The 24,760-nt window shown below is 42.0% G+C and carries 15 protein-coding genes, 9 tRNA genes and 3 rRNA genes; 8 read left to right on the forward strand and 19 right to left on the reverse strand.

Going from position 1 to position 24,760, the window contains the following annotated elements:
• Positions 1-133: 133 nt before the first annotated feature.
• Together AC6R0T_RS13075 and AC6R0T_RS13080 are read right to left on the reverse strand one after the other, a co-directional pair.
• Complete coding sequence (locus AC6R0T_RS13075) at positions 134-1,102, reverse strand: ABC transporter substrate-binding protein (RefSeq protein WP_303754237.1); 969 nt, start codon at positions 1,100-1,102, stop codon at positions 134-136.
• Complete coding sequence (locus tag AC6R0T_RS13080; RefSeq protein ID WP_303754238.1) at positions 1,102-1,845, reverse strand: polysaccharide deacetylase family protein; 744 nt, start codon at positions 1,843-1,845, stop codon at positions 1,102-1,104. The genes AC6R0T_RS13075 and AC6R0T_RS13080 overlap by 1 nt, the downstream gene beginning before the upstream one ends.
• A gap of 103 nt (positions 1,846-1,948) precedes the next feature.
• On the opposite strand from AC6R0T_RS13080, the gene AC6R0T_RS13085 reads away from it, so the two are divergent.
• Positions 1,949-2,656 carry an ABC transporter ATP-binding protein gene (locus AC6R0T_RS13085; RefSeq protein WP_303754239.1) on the forward strand — a complete coding sequence of 236 codons (708 nt, stop codon included), beginning with the start codon at positions 1,949-1,951 and terminating at the stop codon, positions 2,654-2,656.
• Complete coding sequence (locus tag AC6R0T_RS13090; RefSeq protein ID WP_230711194.1) at positions 2,653-3,387, forward strand: ABC transporter permease; 735 nt, start codon at positions 2,653-2,655, stop codon at positions 3,385-3,387. Before AC6R0T_RS13085 ends, AC6R0T_RS13090 begins: the two co-directional genes overlap by 4 nt.
• A 379-nt stretch (positions 3,388-3,766) precedes the next feature.
• On the opposite strand, the gene gor is transcribed toward AC6R0T_RS13090, so the two are convergent.
• A complete protein-coding gene (gene gor, locus AC6R0T_RS13095) occupies positions 3,767-5,116 on the reverse strand; it encodes a glutathione-disulfide reductase (protein ID WP_303754240.1) in 1,350 nt (449 codons plus the stop codon).
• Positions 5,117-5,409: 293 nt separating this feature from the next.
• Here gor and gloA2 point away from each other — a divergent pair, with 293 nt between their 5' ends.
• Entirely contained in the window at positions 5,410-5,796 is a 387-nt protein-coding gene (gene gloA2 / locus AC6R0T_RS13100) for an SMU1112c/YaeR family gloxylase I-like metalloprotein (protein WP_303754241.1), read from the forward strand.
• Positions 5,797-6,056: 260 nt separating this feature from the next.
• On the opposite strand, the gene AC6R0T_RS13105 is transcribed toward gloA2, so the two are convergent.
• The 16 genes from AC6R0T_RS13105 to AC6R0T_RS13180 all read right to left on the reverse strand — a co-directional run bounded on the left by AC6R0T_RS13105 (position 6,057) and on the right by AC6R0T_RS13180 (position 17,761).
• Positions 6,057-7,301, reverse strand: coding sequence for a peptidase U32 family protein (locus AC6R0T_RS13105; RefSeq protein ID WP_230711197.1), 1,245 nt, complete (start codon positions 7,299-7,301; stop codon positions 6,057-6,059).
• Positions 7,302-7,462: 161 nt separating this feature from the next.
• Entirely contained in the window at positions 7,463-8,386 is a 924-nt protein-coding gene (locus AC6R0T_RS13110) for a peptidase U32 family protein (RefSeq protein ID WP_303754242.1), read from the reverse strand.
• A gap of 255 nt (positions 8,387-8,641) precedes the next feature.
• Positions 8,642-11,140 (reverse strand): ATP-dependent Clp protease ATP-binding subunit, encoded by a 2,499-nt coding sequence (locus AC6R0T_RS13115; protein WP_206903171.1) that lies wholly within the window; start codon positions 11,138-11,140, stop codon positions 8,642-8,644.
• Positions 11,141-11,145: 5 nt separating this feature from the next.
• Positions 11,146-11,613: a CtsR family transcriptional regulator gene (locus tag AC6R0T_RS13120; protein ID WP_206903170.1), complete on the reverse strand. Its 468-nt coding sequence runs from the start codon at positions 11,611-11,613 to the stop codon at positions 11,146-11,148.
• 408 nt (positions 11,614-12,021) lie between these two features.
• Positions 12,022-12,095, reverse strand: a tRNA-Arg gene (locus tag AC6R0T_RS13125).
• 71 nt (positions 12,096-12,166) lie between these two features.
• Positions 12,167-12,240, reverse strand: a tRNA-Pro gene (locus AC6R0T_RS13130).
• Positions 12,241-12,259: 19 nt separating this feature from the next.
• A tRNA-Arg gene (locus AC6R0T_RS13135) sits at positions 12,260-12,333 on the reverse strand.
• 10 nt (positions 12,334-12,343) lie between these two features.
• A tRNA-Leu gene (locus AC6R0T_RS13140) sits at positions 12,344-12,429 on the reverse strand.
• A 20-nt stretch (positions 12,430-12,449) separates the two neighbouring features.
• Positions 12,450-12,521 (reverse strand) — tRNA-Gly (locus AC6R0T_RS13145).
• A 10-nt stretch (positions 12,522-12,531) separates the two neighbouring features.
• A tRNA-Thr gene (locus AC6R0T_RS13150) sits at positions 12,532-12,604 on the reverse strand.
• 6 nt (positions 12,605-12,610) lie between these two features.
• Positions 12,611-12,692: transfer RNA gene (locus AC6R0T_RS13155), tRNA-Leu, on the reverse strand.
• Positions 12,693-12,702: 10 nt separating this feature from the next.
• Positions 12,703-12,775 (reverse strand) — tRNA-Lys (locus AC6R0T_RS13160).
• 3 nt (positions 12,776-12,778) lie between these two features.
• Positions 12,779-12,851: transfer RNA gene (locus tag AC6R0T_RS13165), tRNA-Val, on the reverse strand.
• Positions 12,852-12,859: 8 nt separating this feature from the next.
• A 5S ribosomal RNA gene (rrf, locus tag AC6R0T_RS13170) occupies positions 12,860-12,975 on the reverse strand.
• Between the two features lie 78 nt (positions 12,976-13,053).
• Positions 13,054-15,967 (reverse strand): 23S ribosomal RNA (locus AC6R0T_RS13175).
• Positions 15,968-16,201: 234 nt separating this feature from the next.
• Positions 16,202-17,761: ribosomal RNA gene (locus tag AC6R0T_RS13180) — 16S ribosomal RNA — on the reverse strand.
• The 16S, 23S and 5S rRNA genes sit together here with 9 tRNA genes alongside, the layout of an rRNA operon.
• A 742-nt stretch (positions 17,762-18,503) precedes the next feature.
• Between AC6R0T_RS13180 and croR the strand changes: the two genes are divergently transcribed.
• The 5 genes from croR (at position 18,504) to AC6R0T_RS13205 (ending at position 24,658) form a co-directional block, all read left to right on the forward strand.
• Positions 18,504-19,193 carry a response regulator transcription factor CroR gene (gene croR / locus AC6R0T_RS13185; protein WP_206903056.1) on the forward strand — a complete coding sequence of 230 codons (690 nt, stop codon included), beginning with the start codon at positions 18,504-18,506 and terminating at the stop codon, positions 19,191-19,193.
• Complete coding sequence (locus AC6R0T_RS13190) at positions 19,183-20,400, forward strand: sensor histidine kinase (RefSeq protein ID WP_206902888.1); 1,218 nt, start codon at positions 19,183-19,185, stop codon at positions 20,398-20,400. Before croR ends, AC6R0T_RS13190 begins: the two co-directional genes overlap by 11 nt.
• A 402-nt stretch (positions 20,401-20,802) precedes the next feature.
• Positions 20,803-22,080, forward strand: a complete 1,278-nt coding sequence (gene serS / locus AC6R0T_RS13195; protein ID WP_206902890.1) for a serine--tRNA ligase — start codon at positions 20,803-20,805, stop codon at positions 22,078-22,080.
• Positions 22,081-22,437: 357 nt separating this feature from the next.
• Positions 22,438-23,901, forward strand: coding sequence for a polysaccharide deacetylase family protein (locus AC6R0T_RS13200; RefSeq protein WP_230709912.1), 1,464 nt, complete (start codon positions 22,438-22,440; stop codon positions 23,899-23,901).
• A gap of 301 nt (positions 23,902-24,202) precedes the next feature.
• Entirely contained in the window at positions 24,203-24,658 is a 456-nt protein-coding gene (locus AC6R0T_RS13205; protein WP_303753249.1) for a DUF2798 domain-containing protein, read from the forward strand.
• The last annotated feature ends 102 nt before the right edge of the window (positions 24,659-24,760 follow it).

Below are 24,760 nucleotides of genomic sequence, written 5' to 3' on the forward strand. Positions count from 1 at the left end.
AGTCAAACTGTATAGTTAAACTATATAGTACAACTGTATAATAGGCAAGAAAAAAAAGCCCCAAAATTTCTTTTCTGAGAAGAAATTTTGGGGACTTTTTAATCAATTGCTACAAAATAGCAATTTTCAGCGACTATTTTGTTAAATGATTAAAGTCTGTTAATGCAGTATAACTATAATTTTCATCAATTTGCTTTTTATCTTTGGCCCATTTGATAATGGCATCAAATTGATCTTTAGGTACTTTTTGCGCATGAGGATAATCTTTTTGCCGCTTATCCAAATACGTACTCATAGCTTCTGGGAATTGATATTTGGTTAAAATATCCGCATATTCACTGGCTTTGTGTTGATTCATATAATCAATAGCTTGATTATAACCTTGATAAAAAGCAGTAATATCTTGGGGACGTTCTTTTAAAATGGCATCGGTAAATTGCAACGTACCGCCGTTAATTTTCGCTTCTTTAGAACTACCTAAAATTTTTGCGCCTTGTTTAGCCAACATGCTGGCTTGGGGCTCAGTATAAACCGCACCGTCCACTTGGCCATTTAATAACGCCTCTGAGCGGGCAGAAAATGAGGGAATATTGACAACTTCATAAGTAAAGCCGTCTTTTTTAGCAAAGTCGTCCATGATATATTCCAAAATAAAATTAGGAACTAAAGTGACTTTTTTTCCCGCTAAGCCCTTCATCTCCGTAATTTTGGATTGGGGGGAAGCCAACACTTTAAAATCTTCCAAAATACCGGAAGTAATTTTCATATCGATTCCATTTTTCTTAAAGGTTGCTTCGGTCATAACATCACTAATTGTGCCGTCTAGCTGTTTGGATTGAACGGCAACATTGCGATCGTTTGGTGAAGCAAAGGATTTAATTGCGACATTGGTTCCAGCTTCTTTGAAGAAGCCTTTTTCTTGCGCCAAAATAATCGGGATAGCCGATTCTGCTGGTAAAATCCCCATATTAATTGTTTTTCCAGTTACTTTTTCAGCTGTCTTCGTCGTTGTTGTTGGCGTTGTTTGGGTATTGTTTTGACCACAAGCCGCTAAACTTAAAACACTGAGTACAACCAATAAACTCGCCGCTATTTTTTTCATTATTTTTCCCCCACGATTTCTTTAAATGCTGATAAAGGTAATTGTGCCGGCACCACATTGCGGCGCAATTCCAACGGATTTGTCTCTTTTTCATTTCTGCCTTTAATGGTGGTAAAGGCTAGTTTAAAGCCCTCTTTGGCCAGAGTTGCTACGTTTTCTTCATCGTAGAGCCCAAATGGATAAGCAAAAACATCCTTCACCGGTACAAATTGATTACACTTCTTTAAATCTAAAATAAAATCAGTTTCACTTTCCCACATCGCTCTAGAAGCAGTTGTCCCTTTACGTTGGTGAAAATGATGGGTATGATTGGCATAAGTAAAAACATCTGCCATGCCCAATAGTTCTGGGAAACTCACCGGACGAGAAACTTCCGGCGCATATAAACTAGGCGTTGCAAAGATCCAACCAGTTGGCACAAATGAGACCGCCGTCAGTTTGCGTTGTTGTAAAATAGGATAAGCATAGCGCAGTTGTGATTGGTAACAATCATCAAAAGTTAACAAGATACTTTTTTTGGGCAGATCAAACTTTCCGGCATAAAAGGCTGCCACTTCTGCCAATGTTAAAAAATGATACTGCTGTGCGATTAAGTAATCGATTTGGGCTGTAAAACTGTCTAAATCATTGTATAAAGGCAACGGCAGTGAATCGGCGTAGCCATCTGCTACTTGAATCGGGCGCATCCCTGCTTTTATCTCAGCAAGTGGCCGGATTTCGTGAAACACTAAAGTTGTAAACATTTTTTTCTCTCCTTAAAAGCTGTCTTTCATTGAAAACCTCCATTAGTATAACACAAGGTTTGAAAAAAGATGCACAAACTACTTAGAAAAGGATACCTATAGCATGCCTATTACCTTAAATAATGTTTCCTTCCATTATGGAAAACAAACTATTTTCACAAACCTAAATTATCGTTTTAAAAATTATCACCGCTATGCAGTCATTGGCCCTTCTGGCAGCGGTAAAACCACTTTATTGCAGCTGTTGCAAGGTTTTTTAGCCCCCACTGACGGCACCCTTACAAAAGATGAAGACACGATTATGACCGTCTTTCAAAATAATCAAATTTTTCCTTGGTTAACTGTTGCCGCTGCCGTAAACTTACCCTTAAAATTAGCCCACGAAAAAAAGGACAAACGCAACCAACAAGTAACACAGCTTTTAAGGGAGTTGCAACTTACCGACTTAAAAGATAAACGGCCGAAAGCTTTAAGCGGCGGACAACTACAACGGGTTGCCATTGCACAAGGCTTGGCCCTTAACCCGCAATTTCTATTACTGGATGAACCCACTTCTTCTTTGGACTCCCAAAGTAAAGAAAAAATTCAAGATTTACTCATCGCCCAACAACAAAGACGCCAAAACAGTCTTTTAGTCGTAACCCACGATATTGAAGAAGCTGCCTTTTTGGGTGAAACTATTTTAATTGTCAAAGATGCCCAACTCATCGTCATAGATAACCCAACATTTACCGCTACCACTAAAAATCGACGGGAAAGTTTGGCCTTTTATGAATTTTGCATTGCTTTAAGAGCAGAGGTGCGACAATGAAAACATTACGACAACACGTAAGTCAACTGCTGCTGGGTGGAATTATGTATCTTTTGTTGTGGCAACTATTAGCCCTAATTACGAAAAATCACGCCATCCCAACGCCCCTTGCTACTTGGCCGACTTTTTGGGCCTTGAAAAAAATGCTGCTGCTTCACAGTGGTGCGAGTTTTTTACGGGTGTTGACTGCTTTAGCGTTGGCCCTTTTAGTCGGTGTTCCTATGGGGATTGTATTGGGCTTATCTAAAGGAGCCAATCGCATCTTAGCTCCTTTCATCTATTTTTTATACCCGCTACCAAAAGTTGCTTTCTTGCCGATTTTCATGCTGTTTTGGGGCTTGGGGAATTTTTCGAAGGTACTCTTGCTCTTTGCGATTATTTTACTGCAGGTAATCGTCTCCATTCGCGATGGCGTTCACCAAATTCCAGCCAACTTCCAAAAGACAATGACGAACTTTCATGCAAATTTTTTACAGCGGATTTATTATTTGATTTTGCCCGCCTTAATCCCAAGCCTCTTAACCAGCTTACGGGTCAGTATCGGCATTGCCTTAGCGTCCTTATTCTTTGCCGAAAATTACGCCACAGAATACGGCCTAGGCTATTTGATTTTAAGCGCATGGACCAAAATGGCCTACTCCGAAATGTTTGCCGGCATTTTTTGTATCGCATTATTAGGCGGCATATTATTCCTTTTATTGGACCTACTAGAAGAAAAGTTCCGCTATTAAAAAAAGCTTTGCGAACTCGTTTAGACCTCTAGCATTAAGGCGGAAACTGGCTAAATTGCTCTTCAAATTTCGCCAGATTTTACCTTAATGTCGCAGAGGGCTAGTGCGAAAAGCTAGATTAAAAAAAGCTTTACGAACTTGTTTAGCCCTCTAGCATTAAGGCGGAAACTTAGGGAATGACTAGAAAACACAACGCTTATAGCGTTGATGTTGCGTGTTATTACTTGGTGCTCCCAAAATTTCGCTTTGTTCTCCAAGCGAATTTCTTTTTAAAACGAGAGGACAATTCTCTTTTTCACCCCCAAATTTTTCAAAAAATTTATGATCAGCACTAAAAAAGTACGACCTTTTAAGCAAATTTAAAAGGTCGTACTTTATTTTAACGCATTGTGACAAATTCCTCGGCTCCGGTTGGGTGAATCGCAACCGTATTGTCGAAATCTGCTTTTGTCGCCCCCATTTTGATGGCAACCGCAAAACCTTGTAACATTTCATCCACACCGATACCAATCGCGTGCAAGCCGACGATTCGTTCTTCTTCTCCCACACAAATCAATTTCATTTCGCATTTTTGCCGATAATCATTTAAGGCAAAATACATCGGGGTAAAGCGGGAACGGTAAACTTTTACTTTTTCAGCTTGATATTTTTCATAGGCTTGTTCTTCTGTCAGCCCGATTGTCGCAATCGGCGGATGGGTGAAGATCACCGTTGGAATCAGATCATAATCCAAATGCAGATCTTTTTTGCCATTAAATAAGCGCTCAGATAAACGCCGTCCGGCAGCAATCGCAACTGGGGTTAAATCAACTTTCCCGATAATATCGCCTACCGCATAAACACCCGGCACCGAAGTATTTTGGAATTCATCCACCGCGATAAACCCACGCTGGTCTAATTTCACCCCGATTTTTTCTAAATCAAGATTTTGTGTATTTGGTAAACGTCCGCCGGCAAAGAGAACTTTTTCAGCCTGTAACTTTGCCCCGTTTTCAAACGTCACTGTAAAAGTATCGTCATCATTTTTAATAATTTCAGTTGCAACGTACTCAGGATACAAAGACAAGCCTGCTTCTTGGTACATTTCCACTAAATTATCACTTAACATCGGATCAAAAGTTCGTAACGGACGCCCTTGCCGATAAGCCCACATGGTTTTAATGCCCATTTGTTGTGCCATACCAGAAAGCTCTGCTGCAATGTAGCCTGCTCCCAAGACCAGCATACTCTCCGGCTTTTTCGTCATGGCAAAAAAGTCGTCTGAATCCATTGCATATTCTCCCCCGGGGATATTCATATGGCTCGGTCTTCCCCCAGTCGCAATCAAAATATGAGGGGCTGTAAATTTTTCATCGCCAACCACTACCGTCTGGGAGTCGACAAATTTTCCGTAGCCCGTTACTACATCAACTTTATTACTGTCTAAACCTCTTTGGTAAGCCCCGTGTAAAAAGGAAATATATTTTTCTCGGCGCGTCACCAATTCTGTAAAATCAAACGCTTTGATATCTGCTGTAATACCGTAACTTGGTGCATCGCGGCGAATCATTTCCAGCATTTCACTAGCCTGCCACATTACTTTTTTCGGTACACAACCAACATTTACACACGTTCCGCCTAAAGCTTTGCCTTCAATTAGCAAAACTTTTTGTCCGTGCAGCCCCGCTCTATTTGCCGATGCAATCCCGCCGCTACCGCCACCGATGACAATATAATCATAACTTTTCACGTAATTCTCCCCTTTATCCTTTTAGAATACGTCTGAAAATTTCAACGACAGATAATTTGACCTTTGTCCTATCAGTCACGTTTTAGTCTTCATTCAAAAAATTTGCTAAAATCTGAAGCCTACTACATTTTCAGACACACTAGGATTCCCATAATTTTTCCAATACCTGTATTGTACTTGAAAGAAAAATGATAAGCTAGTAGGCTGTTTATAGGCTAAACTTACTTAAAGATTACGTGGATATAACCAGTAATTTTTGCGTAATAGTTATTTTCGTATAAAGGAGCAAAATCATGCCGCTAAAATTTACCCAAATTCATCATGTTGCCATTATCGTTTCCAACCTCGCTAGCGCCAAACACTTTTATGTGGACATTCTGGGACTACCGATCATTAGAGAACATTATCGGCCCGAAAAAAATGATACGAAACTCGATTTGCAATTAGATAATTGCCAACTGGAAATCTTTGCCGCAACTCATCCGCCCAAACGACCAAGTTTTCCTGAGGCTTGCGGACTACGCCACTTAGCCTTCAAAACTACCAATATTGAAGCCGAAGTCGCCTACTTAAAAGAACAGGGGGTAAGATGTGAAGAAATTCGGCGAGACACGTTCACAAACGAAAAAATGACTTTCTTCTTCGATCCTGACGGCTTGCCGCTGGAATTGCATGAATAAATAAAGTCGCAACAAATTAACCTGCACCCAATCTATTGAACAAAAAACTCCTGTCTAATTCATGGTCGGCTATCTCATTTAGGTTAGCAATCAAAGCTACCTTAGTGACAGTCATCCATTTAGACTGGAGTTTTTCTATTGTTGAACTAGTTTTATTCACAATAAGCTGAAATTTTGCTTTGCGGAAAATACACCAAAGTCAAGCTTCTGATATTTTTCCCGCCAAGCAAAATAACCTGCCTTGTCTTTTATCCTATTTCCTAATCCTTCTTCTTACGAATCATATCCCCCACCGCAACAGCTTGGGCAACAGGCATCGTTAAAATCATCATCGGATTTGGGGCCCGGTCGATCATTTCCCCTTCATCATTTTTCATCCATGCCACTGATTGTTCAAAATGTTTAAAGCCTGGTGAATAAAATTCAATTTCATCCCCGACAGAAAAGTGATTTCGTTGGCGAATCGTAGCAATTTTTGTTGTAGGATCATAGGCCATGACTTCGCCGACAAACTGATATTGCGGAATTTTACGTCTTGGGCCAAAGAGCTGTTCATTTTCCGTTGGTGTATGGTAATAAAAACCCGTTGCAAGCTCTCGTTGTGCCACTTTCCATAGTTCGTCGATCCACTCTTGTTTGCAAACATAATTTTCTGGATCTGCAATATAGCTGTCCACCGCCGCTTTGTACACGTTTGAAACGGTGGAAACATAGTGAATAGATTTCATGCGCCCTTCAATTTTTAAACTATCCACGCCGTTTTCAATTAAATCTGGAATGTGCTCAATCATCGTCATATCGACAGCACTCATGGAAAATTCTTCATTTACATTTCCTTTATCCGTTAAACTGCGGTGTTGCTCTGTACCAAAGGGCATATCGTATAATTCATATTTCCAGCGACAAGATTGTGAACAGCCGCCGCGATTGGCATCCCGCATGGACATATGGTTCGATAATGTACACCGGCCTGAATATGAAATACACATTGCCCCGTGAATAAAGGCTTCAATCTCAATTTCAGTATTTTTGCGAATTTCAGCAACTTCTGCCATTGAAACTTCCCGTGCTAAAACGACCCGCTCTAAGCCTTCATTTTTCCAAAATTCCAATGTCTCAAAATTTGTGGCAGAGGCTTGCGTTGAAAGGTGAATCGGAAGACCCGGCGCTTCTGTTGCACAAATTTCAATCAATGCCGGATCAGACACGATCACCGCACTAATTCCGACATCCCGCAACTCGCGGAAAAATTCTCCCGCACCTTCTTGATTCCCTTCATGGGTAACCATATTGGCCGCTACGTATACTTTGGCATTGTGTTCTTTAGCAAAAGCTACACCTTCTGCCATTTCTTCATAACTAAAATTCCCCGCGCGGCTTCGCAAACCATACGCGTTCCCGCCAATATAAACAGCATCGGCGCCATAATGAATCGCCGTTTTCAATTTTTCCAAAGTTCCCGCCGGAGCCAAAACCTCCGGCCGCTTCAAGACTCTCTTTGTCATGTCTTTTTGTCACTCCTGCTTTAGATGTGAAAAAGGCTCGCTTAGAAAGTGAGCAATAAGGCAAAAACAGTGTAAGCCATTTTGCTTATCACTGGTTTTACTTATTGTTGAACTTTCTGGCCTTTTTTACTTCATTTATCGTAAATAGTTTCGCTTGCTTTTTAGCGAATCGCTTTTGGATCTAAATAATAAAAACCAGTGTCTAATCCGCGCTTTTCAGGATGCAAGGTCTGCAGTTTTTCATCTAATGCTGCAGCTTGTGCTTCGTCCCACGTCCCAGCTAAGATGGCTGCCTTAGCGGCCACAAATAATTCGGCAATGGCAACAAAATTGGCTTCATCGGTAAACAATCCATCCAGTTTCCACGTTGTAAAACCAGTTTGGGCCAACTGTCCTACTTCTTTCATCAAATCCAAATCATTATCAGCAAAAATATGCGTCCCATGACTATCTTCAAAGATTGAGTAATGGGTTTCTGGTTTTTTTGGTTCCGATAAGAACAAATCGCGTTCACGACTTGTACGCTCATCTTGCTGCGTATAATTATAATAATTTTGTAAAAGTGGCCGTTTTGATTGATGGATACAGGTTGCACCGTAAACTAAAACTTCCGCCGGTACCGTTAATTGTGGCGCCATTTCTACCATTTCCGCAAAAGGCACTTCTCTGGCTAAAACAGCCCCAACAGCACCTTTTTTACTCCAAAAATTAATTTGACGCGCACTGGTCACTAAGGTTTCCCCATCATATATAAAAGGCGTCGCCAAGTTTTCATTTTGCGTCATCACATAGACGACACCAGGATCTCCCACCACAATTTGATCGGCACCACTTTCTTTTACAAAAGCTAAATACTCCGGTACTAACTTCATTTTTTCCGGATGCATAATGCCATTGACGGCAATTGCTGCTTTTTTCCCGGCAGCATGGGCTAAATTTACTAATTGCCTTTGTTCTTTGCGTGAAAATGAATAAGGTAACCGCAAACCAAACGTTTCTTCCCCAAAGTAGATGGTGTCCACACCAGCTGCTAGTAATTTTTCGGCTTGGTCAACAGAGGCTACCGTTGTGACTAATTCAATCATCTTCTTCCCCCTTTGATAACTCAATTATCTTATCACAGGGTGTGGAATTTTAGAAGTAGCAATCAAAAATCCTACTATTTTTAGAAGATTTCCTGATTGGATTTTAAAAATACAACAGAACGCTAATAAGTCTGGTAATTTATCCCCCGAAAGTAAAATGGATAAAACAAAACTTTGCCAAAAAATCGTTAAAAGAGAACTGAACACAAAAACCCCCAAATGTTAGAAAATTACTAACATTTGGAGGCCGCATTTTTAAACGTTTTGCAATTTTTTCCCTTCAGTAGGTTCTTTTACTGTTAAGGTGATTTTCCCTTTTTTAGCACCGATTGTAACATTATCCCCCAAATGAATTTGGCCAGATAATAACGCTTCAGATAAACGATCTTCCACTTCTTTTTGCAGTGCTCTTCTGATTGGACGAGCGCCATATTCTGGATCAAAACCAGCTTTACCGATAACTTCATTGGCAGCAGGTGTGATTTTCAATTGAATATCTTGTTCGGCTAAGCGTTTTATAATGGATTTACTCATGATTTTCACGATTTGTTGAATTTCAGCTTCTCCTAATGAACGGAAGACAACTGTTTCATCAATTCGGTTTAAAAATTCAGGGCGAAAAGCTTTTTTCAATTCTTCTAAAATACGTTTTTGCATAGCCCCATGATCTTTTGTTAAATCCGTTACGTTAAAACCAACATTTTTTTCTTCACGAATTTGCGTAGCCCCAATATTGGAGGTCATAATCAAAATCGTATTACGAAAATCAACTTTACGTCCTTTTGAGTCGGTCAAATGCCCATCGTCTAATACTTGTAATAAAATATTAAAGACATCTGGATGCGCTTTTTCAACTTCATCCAACAAGATAACAGAATATGGTTTAGAACGAACCTTCTCTGTTAATTGTCCACCTTCGTCATACCCGACATAACCTGGAGGAGAACCAATCAGACGGCTCGTACTGTATTTTTCCATAAACTCTGACATGTCTACGCGAATCAGTGCATCTTCACTGCCAAACATCGCTTCTGCTAGCGTTTTGGCCAATTCGGTTTTCCCAACACCAGTTGGTCCTAAAAACATGAAGGAACCAATTGGACGATTTGGATCTTTCAAGCCACTTCTAGCGCGACGAATCGAACGCGCGACAGCTTTAACTGCTTCTTCTTGGCCCACTACCCGTTGATGGAGAATTTTTTCTAAATCTAGGAGGCGTTCGCTTTCTTTTTTCTCCATTTGTTGCAACGGTACACCTGTCCACTGAGAAACGACAGTTGCGACATCTTCTGCTGTCACACGGTCAGCAAAACCAGAGGCTTCTTTTGTTTCCGCAAAGGCTAATTCTGCCAAACGTTGACTTAACTTTTTCTCTTTTTGGCGTAAACGAGCTGCCGCTTCAAAGTTTTGATTTTGAATTGCTTCTTCTTTTTCACTCATCAGATTTGCAATGTCTTCTTGCAAACCGATAATTTCAGAAGGTTCATCTGCTTTATCCAAACGTACTTTTGCTGAAGACTCATCCATTAAATCAATTGCCTTATCTGGTAACTGCCGCGAATTGATATAGCGAACAGACAACTGGACAGCCGCATGTAATGCTTCATCAGAGATTTCAACACCATGATGTTCTTCGTAACGAGGACGCAAGCCTCTTAAGATCTCTTCGGCCTCTTCTGGCGTTGGCTCATCGACTTGCACACGAGCAAAACGACGTTCCAATGCAGAATCTTTTTCAATATACTTTTGATATTCATCTAGCGTGGTGGCACCAATTGTTTGTAACTCGCCACGAGCTAAAGCCGGTTTCAAAATATTGGAAGCATCAATGGCCCCTTCAGCTCCGCCGGCACCAATCAAAGTATGCAGCTCGTCGATGAATAAGATAATTTGCCCGTCATGATAAATTTCATCAATGATTTTTTTCATCCGGTCTTCAAATTCACCACGATATTTCGTACCCGCTACAAGAGAACCCATATCCAGCATCATCAAACGTTTTTGCTGCATATCTTCCGGAACTTCGCCCCGTACAATCTGTTGCGCTAAACCTTCTGCAATAGCTGTTTTCCCAACACCAGGTTCCCCCACTAAAACAGGATTATTTTTCGTTCTGCGCGAGAGGATTTGAATCAGACGTTTTACTTCTTTACTGCGGCCTACCACGGGATCGAGGCGGTTTTCTCTGGCAAGCTTCGTTAAATCCCGAGCTAAGCCGTCTAGCGTCGGCGTACCTTGCTGCATGCCTTTTGTACCCTGAGGCGCTTGTCTGCGGCGTCCTCCTAACCCGTTATTGGGTGCCTTGCTTTCACTTACGCCCATTTTCTTTTTCAAAAGTTGGCGCATTCTAGCTAAGCTCAAACCAAGGTTGACCATGATGCGAGAAGCAAGAATTTCATCATCGCGTAAAAGTCCCAGTAGTAAATGCTCTGTGCCAATATTCGGAGCGCCTAAGCGTTTTGCTTCGTCACCTGCATAGGCAAAAATTTGTTTTGCCCGTGGTGAATACGGTAAGTAAACTCCAGCCGGATAAGATTTCATCGTGCCATAGCCAGTTAAATGCTCAATTTCTTCTCTAACATCTGTTTCAGTAACGCTCATTTCCCGTAACACTTTTCCAGCAATACCATCTTGTTCAATAATCAAAGCCAACAGTAGATGTTCTGAACCGACTGACTGATGTTTGAAAGTTTTTGCTTCTTCTTGGGCAATCGTCAAGACCGCCTTGGCTTTTTCTGTAAATAATTCATCCATCTGACTCACTTCCTATCCTCATAACTTAATCGCTCTAGCACTGCATGTAACATGCCAGCTCGAATTTCATTTTCATTTTTAAAACGTCCCAGCGTACTTTTAGCCAAAGCCGCTAAAATTAAATTACCTTCTGTTTTGGTTAAAATATCTTCTTCGTATAGCTTTTGAATAATGGCTAAAGCATCTTTTTCTCCCAGTGTATCGACAAAAAGTTGATCTACTTGCTCTAAAAAGCGATGATTGTCAGAAATTTTGATTTTTTCAATTCTAATATAGCCACCGCCACCGCGCTTACTTTCAACAACATAGCCCCGTTGAATTGTGAAACGCGTATTAATGACATAATTAATTTGGGATGGTACACAGTTGAATAAATCAGCCATCTCGGTGCGACGGATTTCAATCATTTCGCTATCTTCCAAAATTTTTTTCAAATAAGCTTCAATTAAATCAGAAGTGTTGTGACGACTCATAATGCGATTTCCCTCCCTTGACTAATTCTGACCTTAATTATACCCAACTTAGCTGGATAATTAAAGGAACATGACTGAATCACAACATTCCTTTAAGAATTAGCGGAAGAAAAAATAAAACACGTACACACGAACTGCTTCGTAACTTTTTTATAGGAAATAAAAGTTACTTCTCTATTTTACCGCAACTTTCACAAAAGTAAAAAATCTAACACAATGAATATTCATACATTAATTTGAACTAATCACATACTATTTTTCCTTACAATTCACTGAATAATTTACTAGCTTGTCTATTTTTTAAAACAAAATCATATAATTTTTTTATCGTAGCTAATAAAATTTTGTCCTTGATAGAACTATTTTGATATACAAAAAAACGAAATCCTTAATATGATTTCGTTAAGACGCGCCCAAGAGGAGTCGAACCCCTAACCTTTTGATCCGTAGTCAAACACTCTATCCAGTTGAGCTATGGGCGCATAAATATTAAATTAAGTCTGACAACATTATAGCTTAAATTCATTTAGAAATAAAGCCTAAAATAAAAAAATCGGGAAGACAGGATTCGAACCTGCGACCCCTTGGTCCCAAACCAAGTGCTCTACCAAGCTGAGCTACTTCCCGATAAAAAATAAAAAGACTACGCGCCCAAGAGGAGTCGAACCCCTAACCTTTTGATCCGTAGTCAAACACTCTATCCAGTTGAGCTATGGGCGCATCTTTCTAATGCCGAGGACCGGAATCGAACCGGTACGGTGATCACTCACCGCAGGATTTTAAGTCCTGTGCGTCTGCCAGTTCCGCCACCCCGGCTTTTTTACTTTTTAAAGTAAAGCGGAAAACGGGGTTCGAACCCGCGACCCCCACCTTGGCAAGGTGGTGCTCTACCACTGAGCTATTTCCGCATGGTTTTGATGCCGGCTAAAGGACTTGAACCCTCGACCCTCTGATTACAAATCAGATGCTCTACCAACTGAGCTAAGCCGGCCTTTTATGCGGGTGAAGGGACTTGAACCCCCACGCCGTAAGGCGCCAGATCCTAAATCTGGTGCGTCTGCCAATTCCGCCACACCCGCATATTTCTTATGAGCCGTACAGGGCTCGAACCTGTGACCCTCTGATTAAAAGTCAGATGCTCTACCAACTGAGCTAACGGCTCATATGGGGGTTAACGGGTTCGAACCGCTGACCCTCTGCTTGTAAGGCAGATGCTCTCCCAGCTGAGCTAAACCCCCATAAGTTCGCGTGGCGACGTCCTACTCTCACAAAGGGAAACCCTTCACTACAATCGGCGCTAAGAAGCTTAACTTCTGTGTTCGGCATGGTTACAGGTGTATCCTTCTCGCTATCGCCACCACACTATTTAATTAAGTGAATTTCATTCACTCAAAACTGGATCTTGAAGTTTTTCAAAACTCTTCCGAGTTTTCTTTTACTTTGGTTAAGCCCTCGATCGATTAGTATCAGTCCGCTCCATACATCACTGTACTTCCACTCCTGACCTATCTACCTGATCTTCTCTCAGGGATCTTACTTTCTTTAAGAAATGGGAAATCTCATCTTGAGGTGGGCTTCACACTTAGATGCTTTCAGCGTTTATCCCTTCCCTACATAGCTACCCAGCGATGCCTCTGGCGAGACAACTGGTACACCAGCGGTAAGTCCATCCCGGTCCTCTCGTACTAAGGACAGCTCCTCTCAAATTTCCAACGCCCGCGACGGATAGGGACCGAACTGTCTCACGACGTTCTGAACCCAGCTCGCGTGCCGCTTTAATGGGCGAACAGCCCAACCCTTGGGACCGACTACAGCCCCAGGATGCGACGAGCCGACATCGAGGTGCCAAACCTCCCCGTCGATGTGGACTCTTGGGGGAGATAAGCCTGTTATCCCCAGGGTAGCTTTTATCCGTTGAGCGATGGCCCTTCCATGCGGAACCACCGGATCACTAAGCCCGACTTTCGTCCCTGCTCGACTTGTAAGTCTCGCAGTCAAGCTCCCTTCTGCCTTTACACTCTGCGAATGATTTCCAACCATTCTGAGGGAACCTTTGGGCGCCTCCGTTACCTTTTAGGAGGCGACCGCCCCAGTCAAACTGCCCATCTGACACTGTCTCCCACCACGATTAGTGGTGCGGGTTAGAGTGGCCATAACACAAGGGTAGTATCCCACCATTGCCTCCTTCGAAACTAGCGTCCCGATCTCTACGGCTCCTACCTATCCTGTACATGTGGTACAGACACTCAATATCAAACTACAGTAAAGCTCCATGGGGTCTTTCCGTCCTGTCGCGGGTAACCTGCATCTTCACAGGTACTAAAATTTCACCGAGTCTCTCGTTGAGACAGTGCCCAAATCGTTACGCCTTTCGTGCGGGTCGGAACTTACCCGACAAGGAATTTCGCTACCTTAGGACCGTTATAGTTACGGCCGCCGTTTACTGGGGCTTCAATTCGTACCTTCGCTTACGCTAAGCACTCCTCTTAACCTTCCAGCACCGGGCAGGCGTCAGCCCCTATACTTCATCTTTCGATTTTGCAGAGACCTGTGTTTTTGATAAACAGTCGCTTGGGCCTATTCACTGCGGCTGACCTTGCGGTCAGCACCCCTTCTCCCGAAGTTACGGGGTCATTTTGCCGAGTTCCTTAACGAGAGTTCTCTCGCTCACCTTAGGATTCTCTCCTCGACTACCTGTGTCGGTTTGCGGTACGGGCCGTTGTCTTCTCACTAGAAGCTTTTCTCGGCAGTGTGACATCAGAAGCTTCGGTACTATTATTTCCCTCCTCATCACAGCTTGTCCTTATAGAAATAAGCATTTGACTCATCTCAAGACTTACTGCTTGAACAGACATATCCATCAGTCTGCACTTCTTAGCCTCCTGCGTCCCTCCATTGCTCAAACAAATACAACGGGTACAGGAATATCAACCTGTTGTCCATCGCCTACGCCTATCGGCCTCGGCTTAGGTCCCGACTAACCCTGGGCGGACGAGCCTTCCCCAGGAAACCTTAGTCATTCGGTGGACAGGATTCTCACCTGTCTTTCGCTACTCATACCGGCATTCTCACTTCTAAGCGCTCCAGCAGTCCTCACGATCTACCTTCAACGCCCTTAGAACGCTCTCCTACCAATACACCTTCGGTGTACTCCACAGCTTCGGTAGTATGTTTAGCCCCGGTACATTTTCGGCGCAGGGTCACTCGACTAGTGAGCTATTACGCACTCTTTAAATGGTGGCTGCTTCTGAGCCAACATCCTAGTTGTCTGTGCAACCCCACATCCTTTTCCACTTAACATACATTTTGGGACCTTAGCTGGTGGTCTGGGCTGTTTCCCTTTCGACTATGGATCTTATCACTCACAGTCTGACTGCCGAATATAAATGAATGGCATTCGGAGTTTATCTGAATTCGGTAACCCGAGATGGGCCCCTAGTCCAAACAGTGCTCTACCTCCATCATTCTTAACTTCGACGCTAGCCCTAAAGCTATTTCGGAGAGAACCAGCTATCTCCAAGTTCGTTTGGAATTTCTCCGCTACCCACACCTCATCCCCGCACTTTTCAACGTACGTGGGTTCGGTCCTCCAGTGCGTTTTACCGCACCTTCAACCTGGACATGGGTAGATCACATGGTTTCGGGTCTACGACTACATACTCATTCGCCCTATTCAGACTCGCTTTCGCTGCGGCTCCGTCTCTTCAACTTAACCTCGCATGCAATCGTAACTCGCCGGTTCATTCTACAAAAGGCACGCTATCACCCATTAACGGGCTCTAACTTGTTGTAGGCACACGGTTTCAGGATCTATTTCACTCCCCTTCCGGGGTGCTTTTCACCTTTCCCTCACGGTACTGGTTCACTATCGGTCACTAGGGAGTATTTAGCCTTGGGAGATGGTCCTCCCGGATTCCGACGGAATTCCTCGTGTTCCGCCGTACTCAGGATCCTCCTAGGTGCCTTCCAAATTTCGCCTACGGGGTTTTTACCCTCTTTGACTGACTTTTCCAAGTCATTCGACTATCTGAAAGAACTACCATATTGGAGTCCTACAACCCCAAGATGCAAGCATCTTGGTTTGGGCTGTTCCCTTTTCGCTCGCCGCTACTTGGGGAATCGATTTTTCTTTCTCTTCCTGCAGGTACTTAGATGTTTCAGTTCTCTGCGTCTACCTCGTATACGCTATGTATTCACGTATACGTAACATCCTATAAAAGATGTTGGGTTCCCCCATTCGGAAATCTCTGGATCATAGCTTACTTACAGCTCCCCAAAGCATATCGGTGTTAGTCCCGTCCTTCATCGGCTCCTAGTGCCAAGGCATCCACCGTGCGCCCTTATTCACTTAACCTTATAAGACCTTACGGTCTGGTTTTGAGCAGTTCTTCTAGCGATAGAAGCTTACTCAAGAAAATAAGCAATTGAACTTATTAAAAAACTCATTCAACGCGGTGTTCTCGGTTTGTTTTGATTTTTTCTTCAAGTATCCAGTTTTCAATGAACAAAATAAAATGTTTGAGAGTAGACCTCTCAAAACTGAACAAAGACAAGTTACAAACTGTGTAGTTTCCGTAATATTCCTTAGAAAGGAGGTGATCCAGCCGCACCTTCCGATACGGCTACCTTGTTACGACTTCACCCCAATCATCTATCCCACCTTAGGCGGCTGGCTCCATAAAGGTTACCTCACCGACTTCGGGTGTTACAAACTCTCGTGGTGTGACGGGCGGTGTGTACAAGGCCCGGGAACGTATTCACCGCGGCGTGCTGATCCGCGATTACTAGCGATTCCGGCTTCATGTAGGCGAGTTGCAGCCTACAATCCGAACTGAGAGAAGCTTTAAGAGATTAGCTTAGCCTCGCGACTTCGCAACTCGTTGTACTTCCCATTGTAGCACGTGTGTAGCCCAGGTCATAAGGGGCATGATGATTTGACGTCATCCCCACCTTCCTCCGGTTTGTCACCGGCAGTCTCGCTAGAGTGCCCAACTAAATGATGGCAACTAACAATAAGGGTTGCGCTCGTTGCGGGACTTAACCCAACATCTCACGACACGAGCTGACGACAACCATGCACCACCTGTCACTTTGCCCCCGAAGGGGAAGCTCTATCTCTAGAGTGGTCAAAGGATGTCAAGACCTGGTAAGGTTCTTCGCGTTGCTTCGAATTAAACCACATGCTCCACCGCTTGTGCGGGCCCCCGTCAATTCCTTTGAGTTTCAACCTTGCGGTCGTACTCCCCAGGCGGAGTGCTTAATGCGTTTGCTGCAGCACTGAAGGGCGGAAACCCTCCAACACTTAGCACTCATCGTTTACGGCGTGGACTACCAGGGTATCTAATCCTGTTTGCTCCCCACGCTTTCGAGCCTCAGCGTCAGTTACAGACCAGAGAGCCGCCTTCGCCACTGGTGTTCCTCCATATATCTACGCATTTCACCGCTACACATGGAATTCCACTCTCCTCTTCTGCACTCAAGTCTCCCAGTTTCCAATGACCCTCCCCGGTTGAGCCGGGGGCTTTCACATCAGACTTAAGAAACCGCCTGCGCTCGCTTTACGCCCAATAAATCCGGACAACGCTTGCCACCTACGTATTACCGCGGCTGCTGGCACGTAGTTAGCCGTGGCTTTCTGGTTAGATACCGTCAAGGGATGAACATTTTACTCTCATCCTTGTTCTTCTCTAACAACAGAGTTTTACGATCCGAAAACCTTCTTCACTCACGCGGCGTTGCTCGGTCAGACTTTCGTCCATTGCCGAAGATTCCCTACTGCTGCCTCCCGTAGGAGTCTGGGCCGTGTCTCAGTCCCAGTGTGGCCGATCACCCTCTCAGGTCGGCTATGCATCGTGGCCTTGGTGAGCCGTTACCTCACCAACTAGCTAATGCACCGCGGGTCCATCCTCAAGTGACGCAAAAGCGCCTTTCAAATACTAAACATGTGTTTGGTATTGTTATGCGGTATTAGCACCTGTTTCCAAGTGTTATCCCCCGCTTGAGGGTAGGTTACCCACGTGTTACTCACCCGTTCGCCACTCCTCTTTTTCCGGTGGAGCAAGCTCCGGTGGAAAAAGAAGCGTTCGACTTGCATGTATTAGGCACGCCGCCAGCGTTCGTCCTGAGCCAGGATCAAACTCTCATAAAAAGTGTTTGAACAGTCATAGACTGTTAAGCTCAAATAAAAATTAACTTTGCTAGCTATTGCTTGCATGTTGTTTGCTTCTATAAAAGAAGCGCCCTACACATTGGTTCGTTTGCTTGCTTTGTTCAGTTTTCAAAGGTCTACTTGCAAAGTTAAATGTATTTATCTAACTTGCAGTTGGTTGCTTTTTGAAATGTTTCAGCAACTCTTATATCTTATCAGCTGACTTAATTTCTGTCAACTGTTTTTTTCAAAAAGTTTTAAAAACTTTTTGAAATGATATTTCAGAAGTTCGCCGCTCATCAAGCAACTTCGTTAGTTTAACAGTCGTTGTAGCAACTGTCAACAACTTTTTTTAACTTTTTTCAAAGTTTGTTTTCTTAAGAATCTCGTTCTCAAGGACAAGTAATAATATACCAACTTTGAAAGTTTAAGTCAACGAAAACTTATTGATTTAACAACATTTTTCACAACTCTAAACTATAGATTTGAAACGACGGAAAATCGTTCGTGATTTTTCTGAAATAAAACTTTTTAAAACTAGGTTAAATGAAATTTCGTTCGTTAATTTTTTGAAGCTGATTTTTAAGGAATCGTTAAAAAGGGGCTCTGAGTGTTTTCTTTAGCACTTTTTTGATACTATAGCTGTAGAAAGTACGGTAAATTTTTCTACTTAAATTTGTTTTACAAATCTTTTCTTCTATAGAAAGAACAAATTATTTTTAATACAGGAGGATTTTTTATGATGAAAATTTTAGTTGCTGATGATGACAAAGAGATTGTCGAGTTATTGAGCATTTATATTCACAATGAAGGTTACGAAGCGGTCAAAGCTTATGATGGTAAAGAAGCCCTGTCAAAAATCCGCACAAATCCCGATATTGAGTTAATGATTTTAGATATCATGATGCCCGAAAAAGACGGGATGCAAGTTGTCAAAGAGCTACGCAAGGAATCACAAATTCCGATTATTATGTTAACGGCTAAGACAACCGACATGGATAAAATTAAAGGATTAGTTGCAGGCGCTGACGATTACGTAACAAAACCATTCAATCCATTGGAAGTTATGGCCCGAGTAAAATCTCTTTTACGCCGAACAAAAATGCAAGTTACGCCAGATCAACCTGATATTCTAGAAGTAAATTCATTAATCATTAATAAAGATTCCCATGAAGTGAAAACAATGGATGGTAAAGAGATACAACTAACAGCGTTGGAATTTGGTATTTTATATCTATTGGCTTCTCATCCAAATCGCGTCTTTAGTGCCGATGAAATCTTTGAACGCGTTTGGAAACAAGAAAGTGTTGTTTCAGCTAAAACCGTAATGGTCCACGTGAGTCACTTGCGAGATAAAATCGAAGAAGCCACTGGCGGCGAAAAAGTGATCCAAACAGTTTGGGGTGTTGGCTATAAGATCGATGCAAAATAAAAGCAGACAACGCAAAGTCGAAAAGAAAAAACGCATAACTTTGACATCAAAAGAAATCAGCGAACTTTTGGCTGAGGGAATTGTTACGATTATCTTACTACTATTAGTAAACGTAGCTGTTTTAGTAGTCTTAGCTTCGATTATTAAAAACTCCCCTTCTCTGGAAAACGCCATTTGGGATTCTAAAAATATTTTTGCCCACCGGCTTGATTCTGACTTTTTCTGGAATGGTCGAAATTTTATTTTGCCGCTATTTTTATTACTTGATGCTGGTGTCTTGTATTGGCGGCTGATTCGCCGTTATCGTCAGATGCAATTGCGGCATATTATCAGTGAACTTCACTATATCGCCAACGGAAATTACGATCATCGCATTCCCTTTGAATTAAGCGGCGATTTAAGTCGTGTCGTTTCCAGCATTAACGGTTTAGTCGATAGTACCGTTGCGGCTATTGAAGATGAGCGCAAAATTGAAAAGTCCAAAGACGAACTCATTACAAATGTCAGTCACGACATTCGCACGCCTTTAACTTCTATTATTGGGTATTTGGGGCTAATCGAAGATGGCCAATATCAATCAGAAGCTGATTTGCTAAAATACACCCACACAGCTTTTGTGAAAGCCAAACAGATGAAGTCTCTCGTAGATGATTTATTTGAGTACACAAAAGTACGTCAGCCTAGTGTGCCGATCAACGTTACTTCTTTTGATATGATTCAGCTGGTAGAACAATTGGCCGCAGATTTTGAATTGGAAGCCAAGAAAAAAAATATTACAATTGAAGTTTCTTCACCAAAAGAACAGCTGATTATGGATGGAGACACCGAAAAAATTGTGCGCGTTTTTAACAACTTGTTCACAAATGCTTTTAAATATGGCAAAGGTGCTACTAAAATCGTGATTGAAGTCGATCAAATTGGAACAGAAGCAGTTATTATTGTTAAAAATAATGGCGCGATGATTCCAAAACAAGCGTTAGACTCCTTGTTCGACCGTTTTTATCGTGTAGAAGAATCTCGTAATCAAGCTACTGGCGGAACCGGCTTGGGCCTTGCCATTACGCAAAGCATCGTTGCGCTACACGGCGGCTATATTTACGCTAAGAGTAATCCTAACTGGACTTCTTTTATTATTCACTTGCCGGTGAAAAGCAATGTCTCACCAAAAGCGCGGAAATCTGATCACTATTTGTATCCAAAAGAGTAAGTCTATGCTGTTTTAACGTTTGACGGGTTAAACTTTTCTACGAAGATGCCAGTTGACGAAAATTCAAAAGTTGAGTATGCTAAAGCTAACTTGATAGAAAAACGAGAAAACCTAGTAAATGGTGTAACTTTAAAGAGAGCTGATGGTGGTGTGAATCAGTAGGCCAAACCGTTGAATCCAGTTTTTGTTTACGTACGCTTATGACAAATAAGCGCGGCTGACTGACGATACCAGTCAACAAGGGCAGTGTAAGCTGAACTTGGGTGGTACCGCGAACAAACTATTTCGTCCCAAGCAATTTGGGATGGAATAGTTTTTTTTATTTCTCCTGACGTGATAAAGTTCGCAGCTGTTATACGTTTAAAAAGTCTTATCGAAAAAAAAATAAAGTGAGGGAAAATAATGTTAGATATCAAAATGATTCGCCAAAACATGACGATGGTAAAAGAAAAATTAGCAACAAGAGGTGTGCCCGCAGATGTCTTAGATGAATTTGTTAAATTAGATGAAGAACGCCGCACGCTTTTAGTCCAATCAGAAGAATTGAAAAAACAACGCAATGACGTTTCAGCAGAAATTGCCCAATTAAAACGCAATAAAGAAAATGCCGAAGAAAAAATCGCGGCCATGAAAACTGTCGGCGCAAAAATTAAAGAATACGATACTAAAATCGCGGCAATTGACGACGAATTAAAAACAATCGCGACAACCTTACCAAACTTGCCTAACGACTCTGTGCCAATCGGTAAAGATGAAGAAGATAACGTCGAAGTCCGTCGTTTTGGTACGCCACGCAACTTCGCTTTTGAACCAAAAGCCCACTGGGAAGTAGCAGAAGACTTGGAAATTTTAGATTTTGAACGGGGCGCAAAAGTTTCCGGTAGCCGTTTTGTTTACTATCGCGGTCTAGGCGCACGCTTAGAGCGGGCCTTGTATAACTTTATGCTGGATTTACACGTCTATGAACACGGCTATACTGAAATGATCCCACCTTACATCGTGAACAGCAATTCGATGTTTGGTACCGGTCAATTTCCGAAATTCAAAGAAGATGTCTTCCAGTTAGCAGACACTGACCTAACCTTGATTCCAACGGCTGAAGTGCCTTTAACAAACTATTATAATGGCGAAATTTTAGATGGTGCAGACTTGCCAATTTATTTCACTGCACTAAGCCCATCTTTTCGTTCTGAAGCTGGTAGTGCCGGTCGCGATACCCGCGGCTTAATCCGCCTGCACCAATTTAACAAAGTTGAAATGGTGAAATTCTCTGATGCCGAGCATTCTTATGAAGAATTGGAAAAAATGACCAATAACGCCGAAGAAATTTTACAAAAATTGGGCTTACCTTATCGCGTGGTGGCTTTATCTACGGGCGACATGGGCTTTTCTGCTGCTAAAACGTATGACTTAGAAGTCTGGATTCCAGCGCAAAATACGTATCGCGAAATCAGCTCATGTTCAAACTGTGAAGATTTCCAAGCTCGTCGCGCTATGATCCGCTATCGTGATGCAGAAGGCAAATTGCACTACGCCCACACTTTAAACGGATCTGGTTTGGCAGTTGGCCGCACTGTCGCTGCTATTTTGGAAAACTATCAAAATTCTGATGGCACCGTTACTATTCCCGAAGTTTTAGTCCCTTACATGGGTGGTTTACAAAAAATCGCCAAAGACTAATCCACTATTTAAAAGCACAGTTGGAAATTTTTCTTACCGAAAATTTTCAACTGCGCTTTTTTACTATCAGGAAAATATAAATTTTTTACATAAATAATTGCTTTGCAAACTAGCTTTAACACCCCTAGGTAAAAATGTTTTTGATTTGAGCAATAATTTCGAAATATTCTGGTCCCATTGCCCAAAAATTAAGGCAGACGGGCAGTTTTTTTACTTAAAATGCCAGGAGCGGTTTTTCTTTAAGAAATTTGAAAATGACGATAATGTAAGGCTTGCGCCAACCTTTTTGTGTTGAATGGATAGGCCAGTAATGGTACAGTGAAAATAATCACGGACAATTAGGGAGTTACGCGTAAAATGGAAGAAAACAACAGTACCCGCAGCAGTCGGCACTCGCAAAAACCAAGTAACAATTTGGGTAAAAATATTTTTACCTTGCTTAGCATTTTATTAGTCGTCTTATTCGGCTTTTTCGCCTATACCTTTTATCAAATGAAACAAGCAGAGGCCAAAGCGCAAAAAGTTTTTGAAGAAAAAACGACTGCGCTCTTACAAGAAGTACAAGAAGAACGGAATCAAAGTGGGATTCCTAGCGAAAAAACAGAAAAAAAAGCTACTGATTTGGTGACGGTGACTTACCTACCAAAAGAAGACAAAGTTTTTTCTGCAGCAGATAGTAACAAAGAATTAACCGCCCTAACCAATAAAGCCAAAGAAAGTCTAAAAGATAAAAAAGGCCTGATTGTCGCAAAATTGGAAGTTAATCCTGTTAGCGATCAGTTAGATACTTACGAGTTAGTCGCTGAGCCTTATGTGTGGCACAAGGATAAACAAAGTTTCACCAAAGGTAAACCAGTCAGCAACAAGCCCGCCTATATTGCCCACAAAACTGGCAAAGCTGTAACGGTTAAAGAGCTGATTCCAGAAGAAGGCGACCTACTTGGCATTCAACAAGTGATTCAACAAAAGATTTTCAATGAAGCAAAAGATAAAAAAGCGGTTATCGATAGTATTTTAGATTTACCCCGCATTAATTATCAGAATAAAATTGAATTCACACCAGATGAATTAACCATCGACTTGGCAAAAAATAAAACCGGCGTTGATCAGGTTACGTTGGATTACAAAGATATTGCCGCCTATGTGAATACAGATTTTGTCAATCCAGAAAAAATCAAGGATGCCTTCCCGCAACTTGATCCAAAGAAAAAATACGTGGCCTTAACCTTTGACGATGGTCCTAATCCAGCCACAACGCCTAAAATTTTAGATATTTTAAAAAATAAAAAAGCTAGCGCAACTTTCTTCATGCTGGGTAAAAATGTCAGTGACAACCAAGATATCGTCAAACGTGTTGTAGCCGATGGCCATGAAGTTGCTAGCCATTCTTACACCCATCCGGTCTTACCTAGTTTGTCAGATGCGGCTTTGAAAAAGGAAATTCGCGATACAGATAAAGCTATTTTTGAAGCTTGCGGTATCTTACCACGAAACCTGCGTCCGCCTTATGGTGCTGCAGATGAACGCGTGGCCCGCGTGGCTGGAAAACCCATCATCAACTGGGATGTTGACTCAGAAGATTGGAAATCCAAAAATGCCGGCATGATTCAAGGCCGCATCAAAGCCACTTTAACTGAAAATGCTATCGTCTTGATGCATGATATTCAACCCGCCACCGTTGAAGCATTACCTGGTGTAATCGACAACATGCGCCAACAAGGATTCGAGTTTGTGTCCGTTGATACACTCTTGAAAAAACAACAAAAACCAATGTACGTCTACTTCGGCGCCGAAGACTACCGCTTAGCTAAAGACCTATAGAAAAGCTTTATGAACGCATTTAACTTCCAAGTATTAAGTCGGAAGTTTAATAAATTGCCATTACCAAAGAGCCAATTACTTCCCTCACCTTGCACTCTGCTTTCCATTAGGAAATGCCGAGTACTGCAAGGTGAGTTTTTTTGTATACATTGCGTGTTAACCAAATTATTAAGAAATTCTAAAGAGAGCAAAAAGAACTTACGAAGAAATTTTTCTCTTGATACGATAGCTAACGTTGCAATTGAAAAATAGCGTATTTACAGAAAATTTCTGTCATACGCAAACTGAAAGGAAGTTTTGTATGCCCCAAACAAAAAAAGAAAGTTGGCTTTTCACCTGTAGTATGTGTCTATTCATGGTATTTGGCATGACGATTTATAATGTTGCTTTACATGGCGCGTTATCGTTTGGTGCCGTTTTTGGCGGTTTCCCCTTTGCCTTTGTAATTGCTCTTATTTTAGATGTCTTTGTTGTAGCGAAACCGGCTAAAAAAATCGCCTTAAAATTACCTACTAATAAAGAAAAAATGTGGCAAGTTGGCATTTCCATTAGTGTCTGCATGATTTTAGGCATGGTTAGTTTTATGTCGTTATTTGGCATTGTCGTAGAATCTGGTTGGCACCAGCTAAGTTTGGCAACGTATTTGCATACCTGGTTATTTAATTTTGTGATGGCATTACCATTACAACTATTAATTGTGCGTCCACTCGCTTTGACTATCTTAAGTGCCAGCCGCAAAATAACAGCCTCAGCTTAAGTCGTACCATTAATTTAAGTTATTATGAGCCACTCGTCTAAAAAATTTAGTCCCCAACAAGGCGACTAAAATTCAACTTTTTGTCGCGATAAACGCTATTTT

The organism is Enterococcus sp. S86.2 (assembly GCF_059834485.2).

What these genes read in the sequence shown, in the direction of transcription:
- AC6R0T_RS13075 (WP_303754237.1), bottom strand. Translation starts at nt 1,102, where the DNA reads ATGAAAAAAATAGCGGCGAGTTTATTGGTTGTACTCAGTGTTTTAAGT.
- AC6R0T_RS13080 (WP_303754238.1), bottom strand. Translation starts at nt 1,845, where the DNA reads ATGTTTACAACTTTAGTGTTTCACGAAATCCGGCCACTTGCTGAGATA.
- AC6R0T_RS13085 (WP_303754239.1), top strand. Translation starts at nt 1,949, where the DNA reads ATGCCTATTACCTTAAATAATGTTTCCTTCCATTATGGAAAACAAACT.
- AC6R0T_RS13090 (WP_230711194.1), top strand. Translation starts at nt 2,653, where the DNA reads ATGAAAACATTACGACAACACGTAAGTCAACTGCTGCTGGGTGGAATT.
- gloA2 (WP_303754241.1), top strand. Translation starts at nt 5,410, where the DNA reads ATGCCGCTAAAATTTACCCAAATTCATCATGTTGCCATTATCGTTTCC.
- AC6R0T_RS13105 (WP_230711197.1), bottom strand. Translation starts at nt 7,301, where the DNA reads ATGACAAAGAGAGTCTTGAAGCGGCCGGAGGTTTTGGCTCCGGCGGGA.
- AC6R0T_RS13110 (WP_303754242.1), bottom strand. Translation starts at nt 8,386, where the DNA reads ATGATTGAATTAGTCACAACGGTAGCCTCTGTTGACCAAGCCGAAAAA.
- AC6R0T_RS13115 (WP_206903171.1), bottom strand. Translation starts at nt 11,140, where the DNA reads ATGGATGAATTATTTACAGAAAAAGCCAAGGCGGTCTTGACGATTGCC.
- AC6R0T_RS13120 (WP_206903170.1), bottom strand. Translation starts at nt 11,613, where the DNA reads ATGAGTCGTCACAACACTTCTGATTTAATTGAAGCTTATTTGAAAAAA.
- croR (WP_206903056.1), top strand. Translation starts at nt 18,504, where the DNA reads ATGAAAATTTTAGTTGCTGATGATGACAAAGAGATTGTCGAGTTATTG.
- AC6R0T_RS13190 (WP_206902888.1), top strand. Translation starts at nt 19,183, where the DNA reads ATGCAAAATAAAAGCAGACAACGCAAAGTCGAAAAGAAAAAACGCATA.
- serS (WP_206902890.1), top strand. Translation starts at nt 20,803, where the DNA reads ATGTTAGATATCAAAATGATTCGCCAAAACATGACGATGGTAAAAGAA.
- AC6R0T_RS13200 (WP_230709912.1), top strand. Translation starts at nt 22,438, where the DNA reads ATGGAAGAAAACAACAGTACCCGCAGCAGTCGGCACTCGCAAAAACCA.
- AC6R0T_RS13205 (WP_303753249.1), top strand. Translation starts at nt 24,203, where the DNA reads ATGCCCCAAACAAAAAAAGAAAGTTGGCTTTTCACCTGTAGTATGTGT.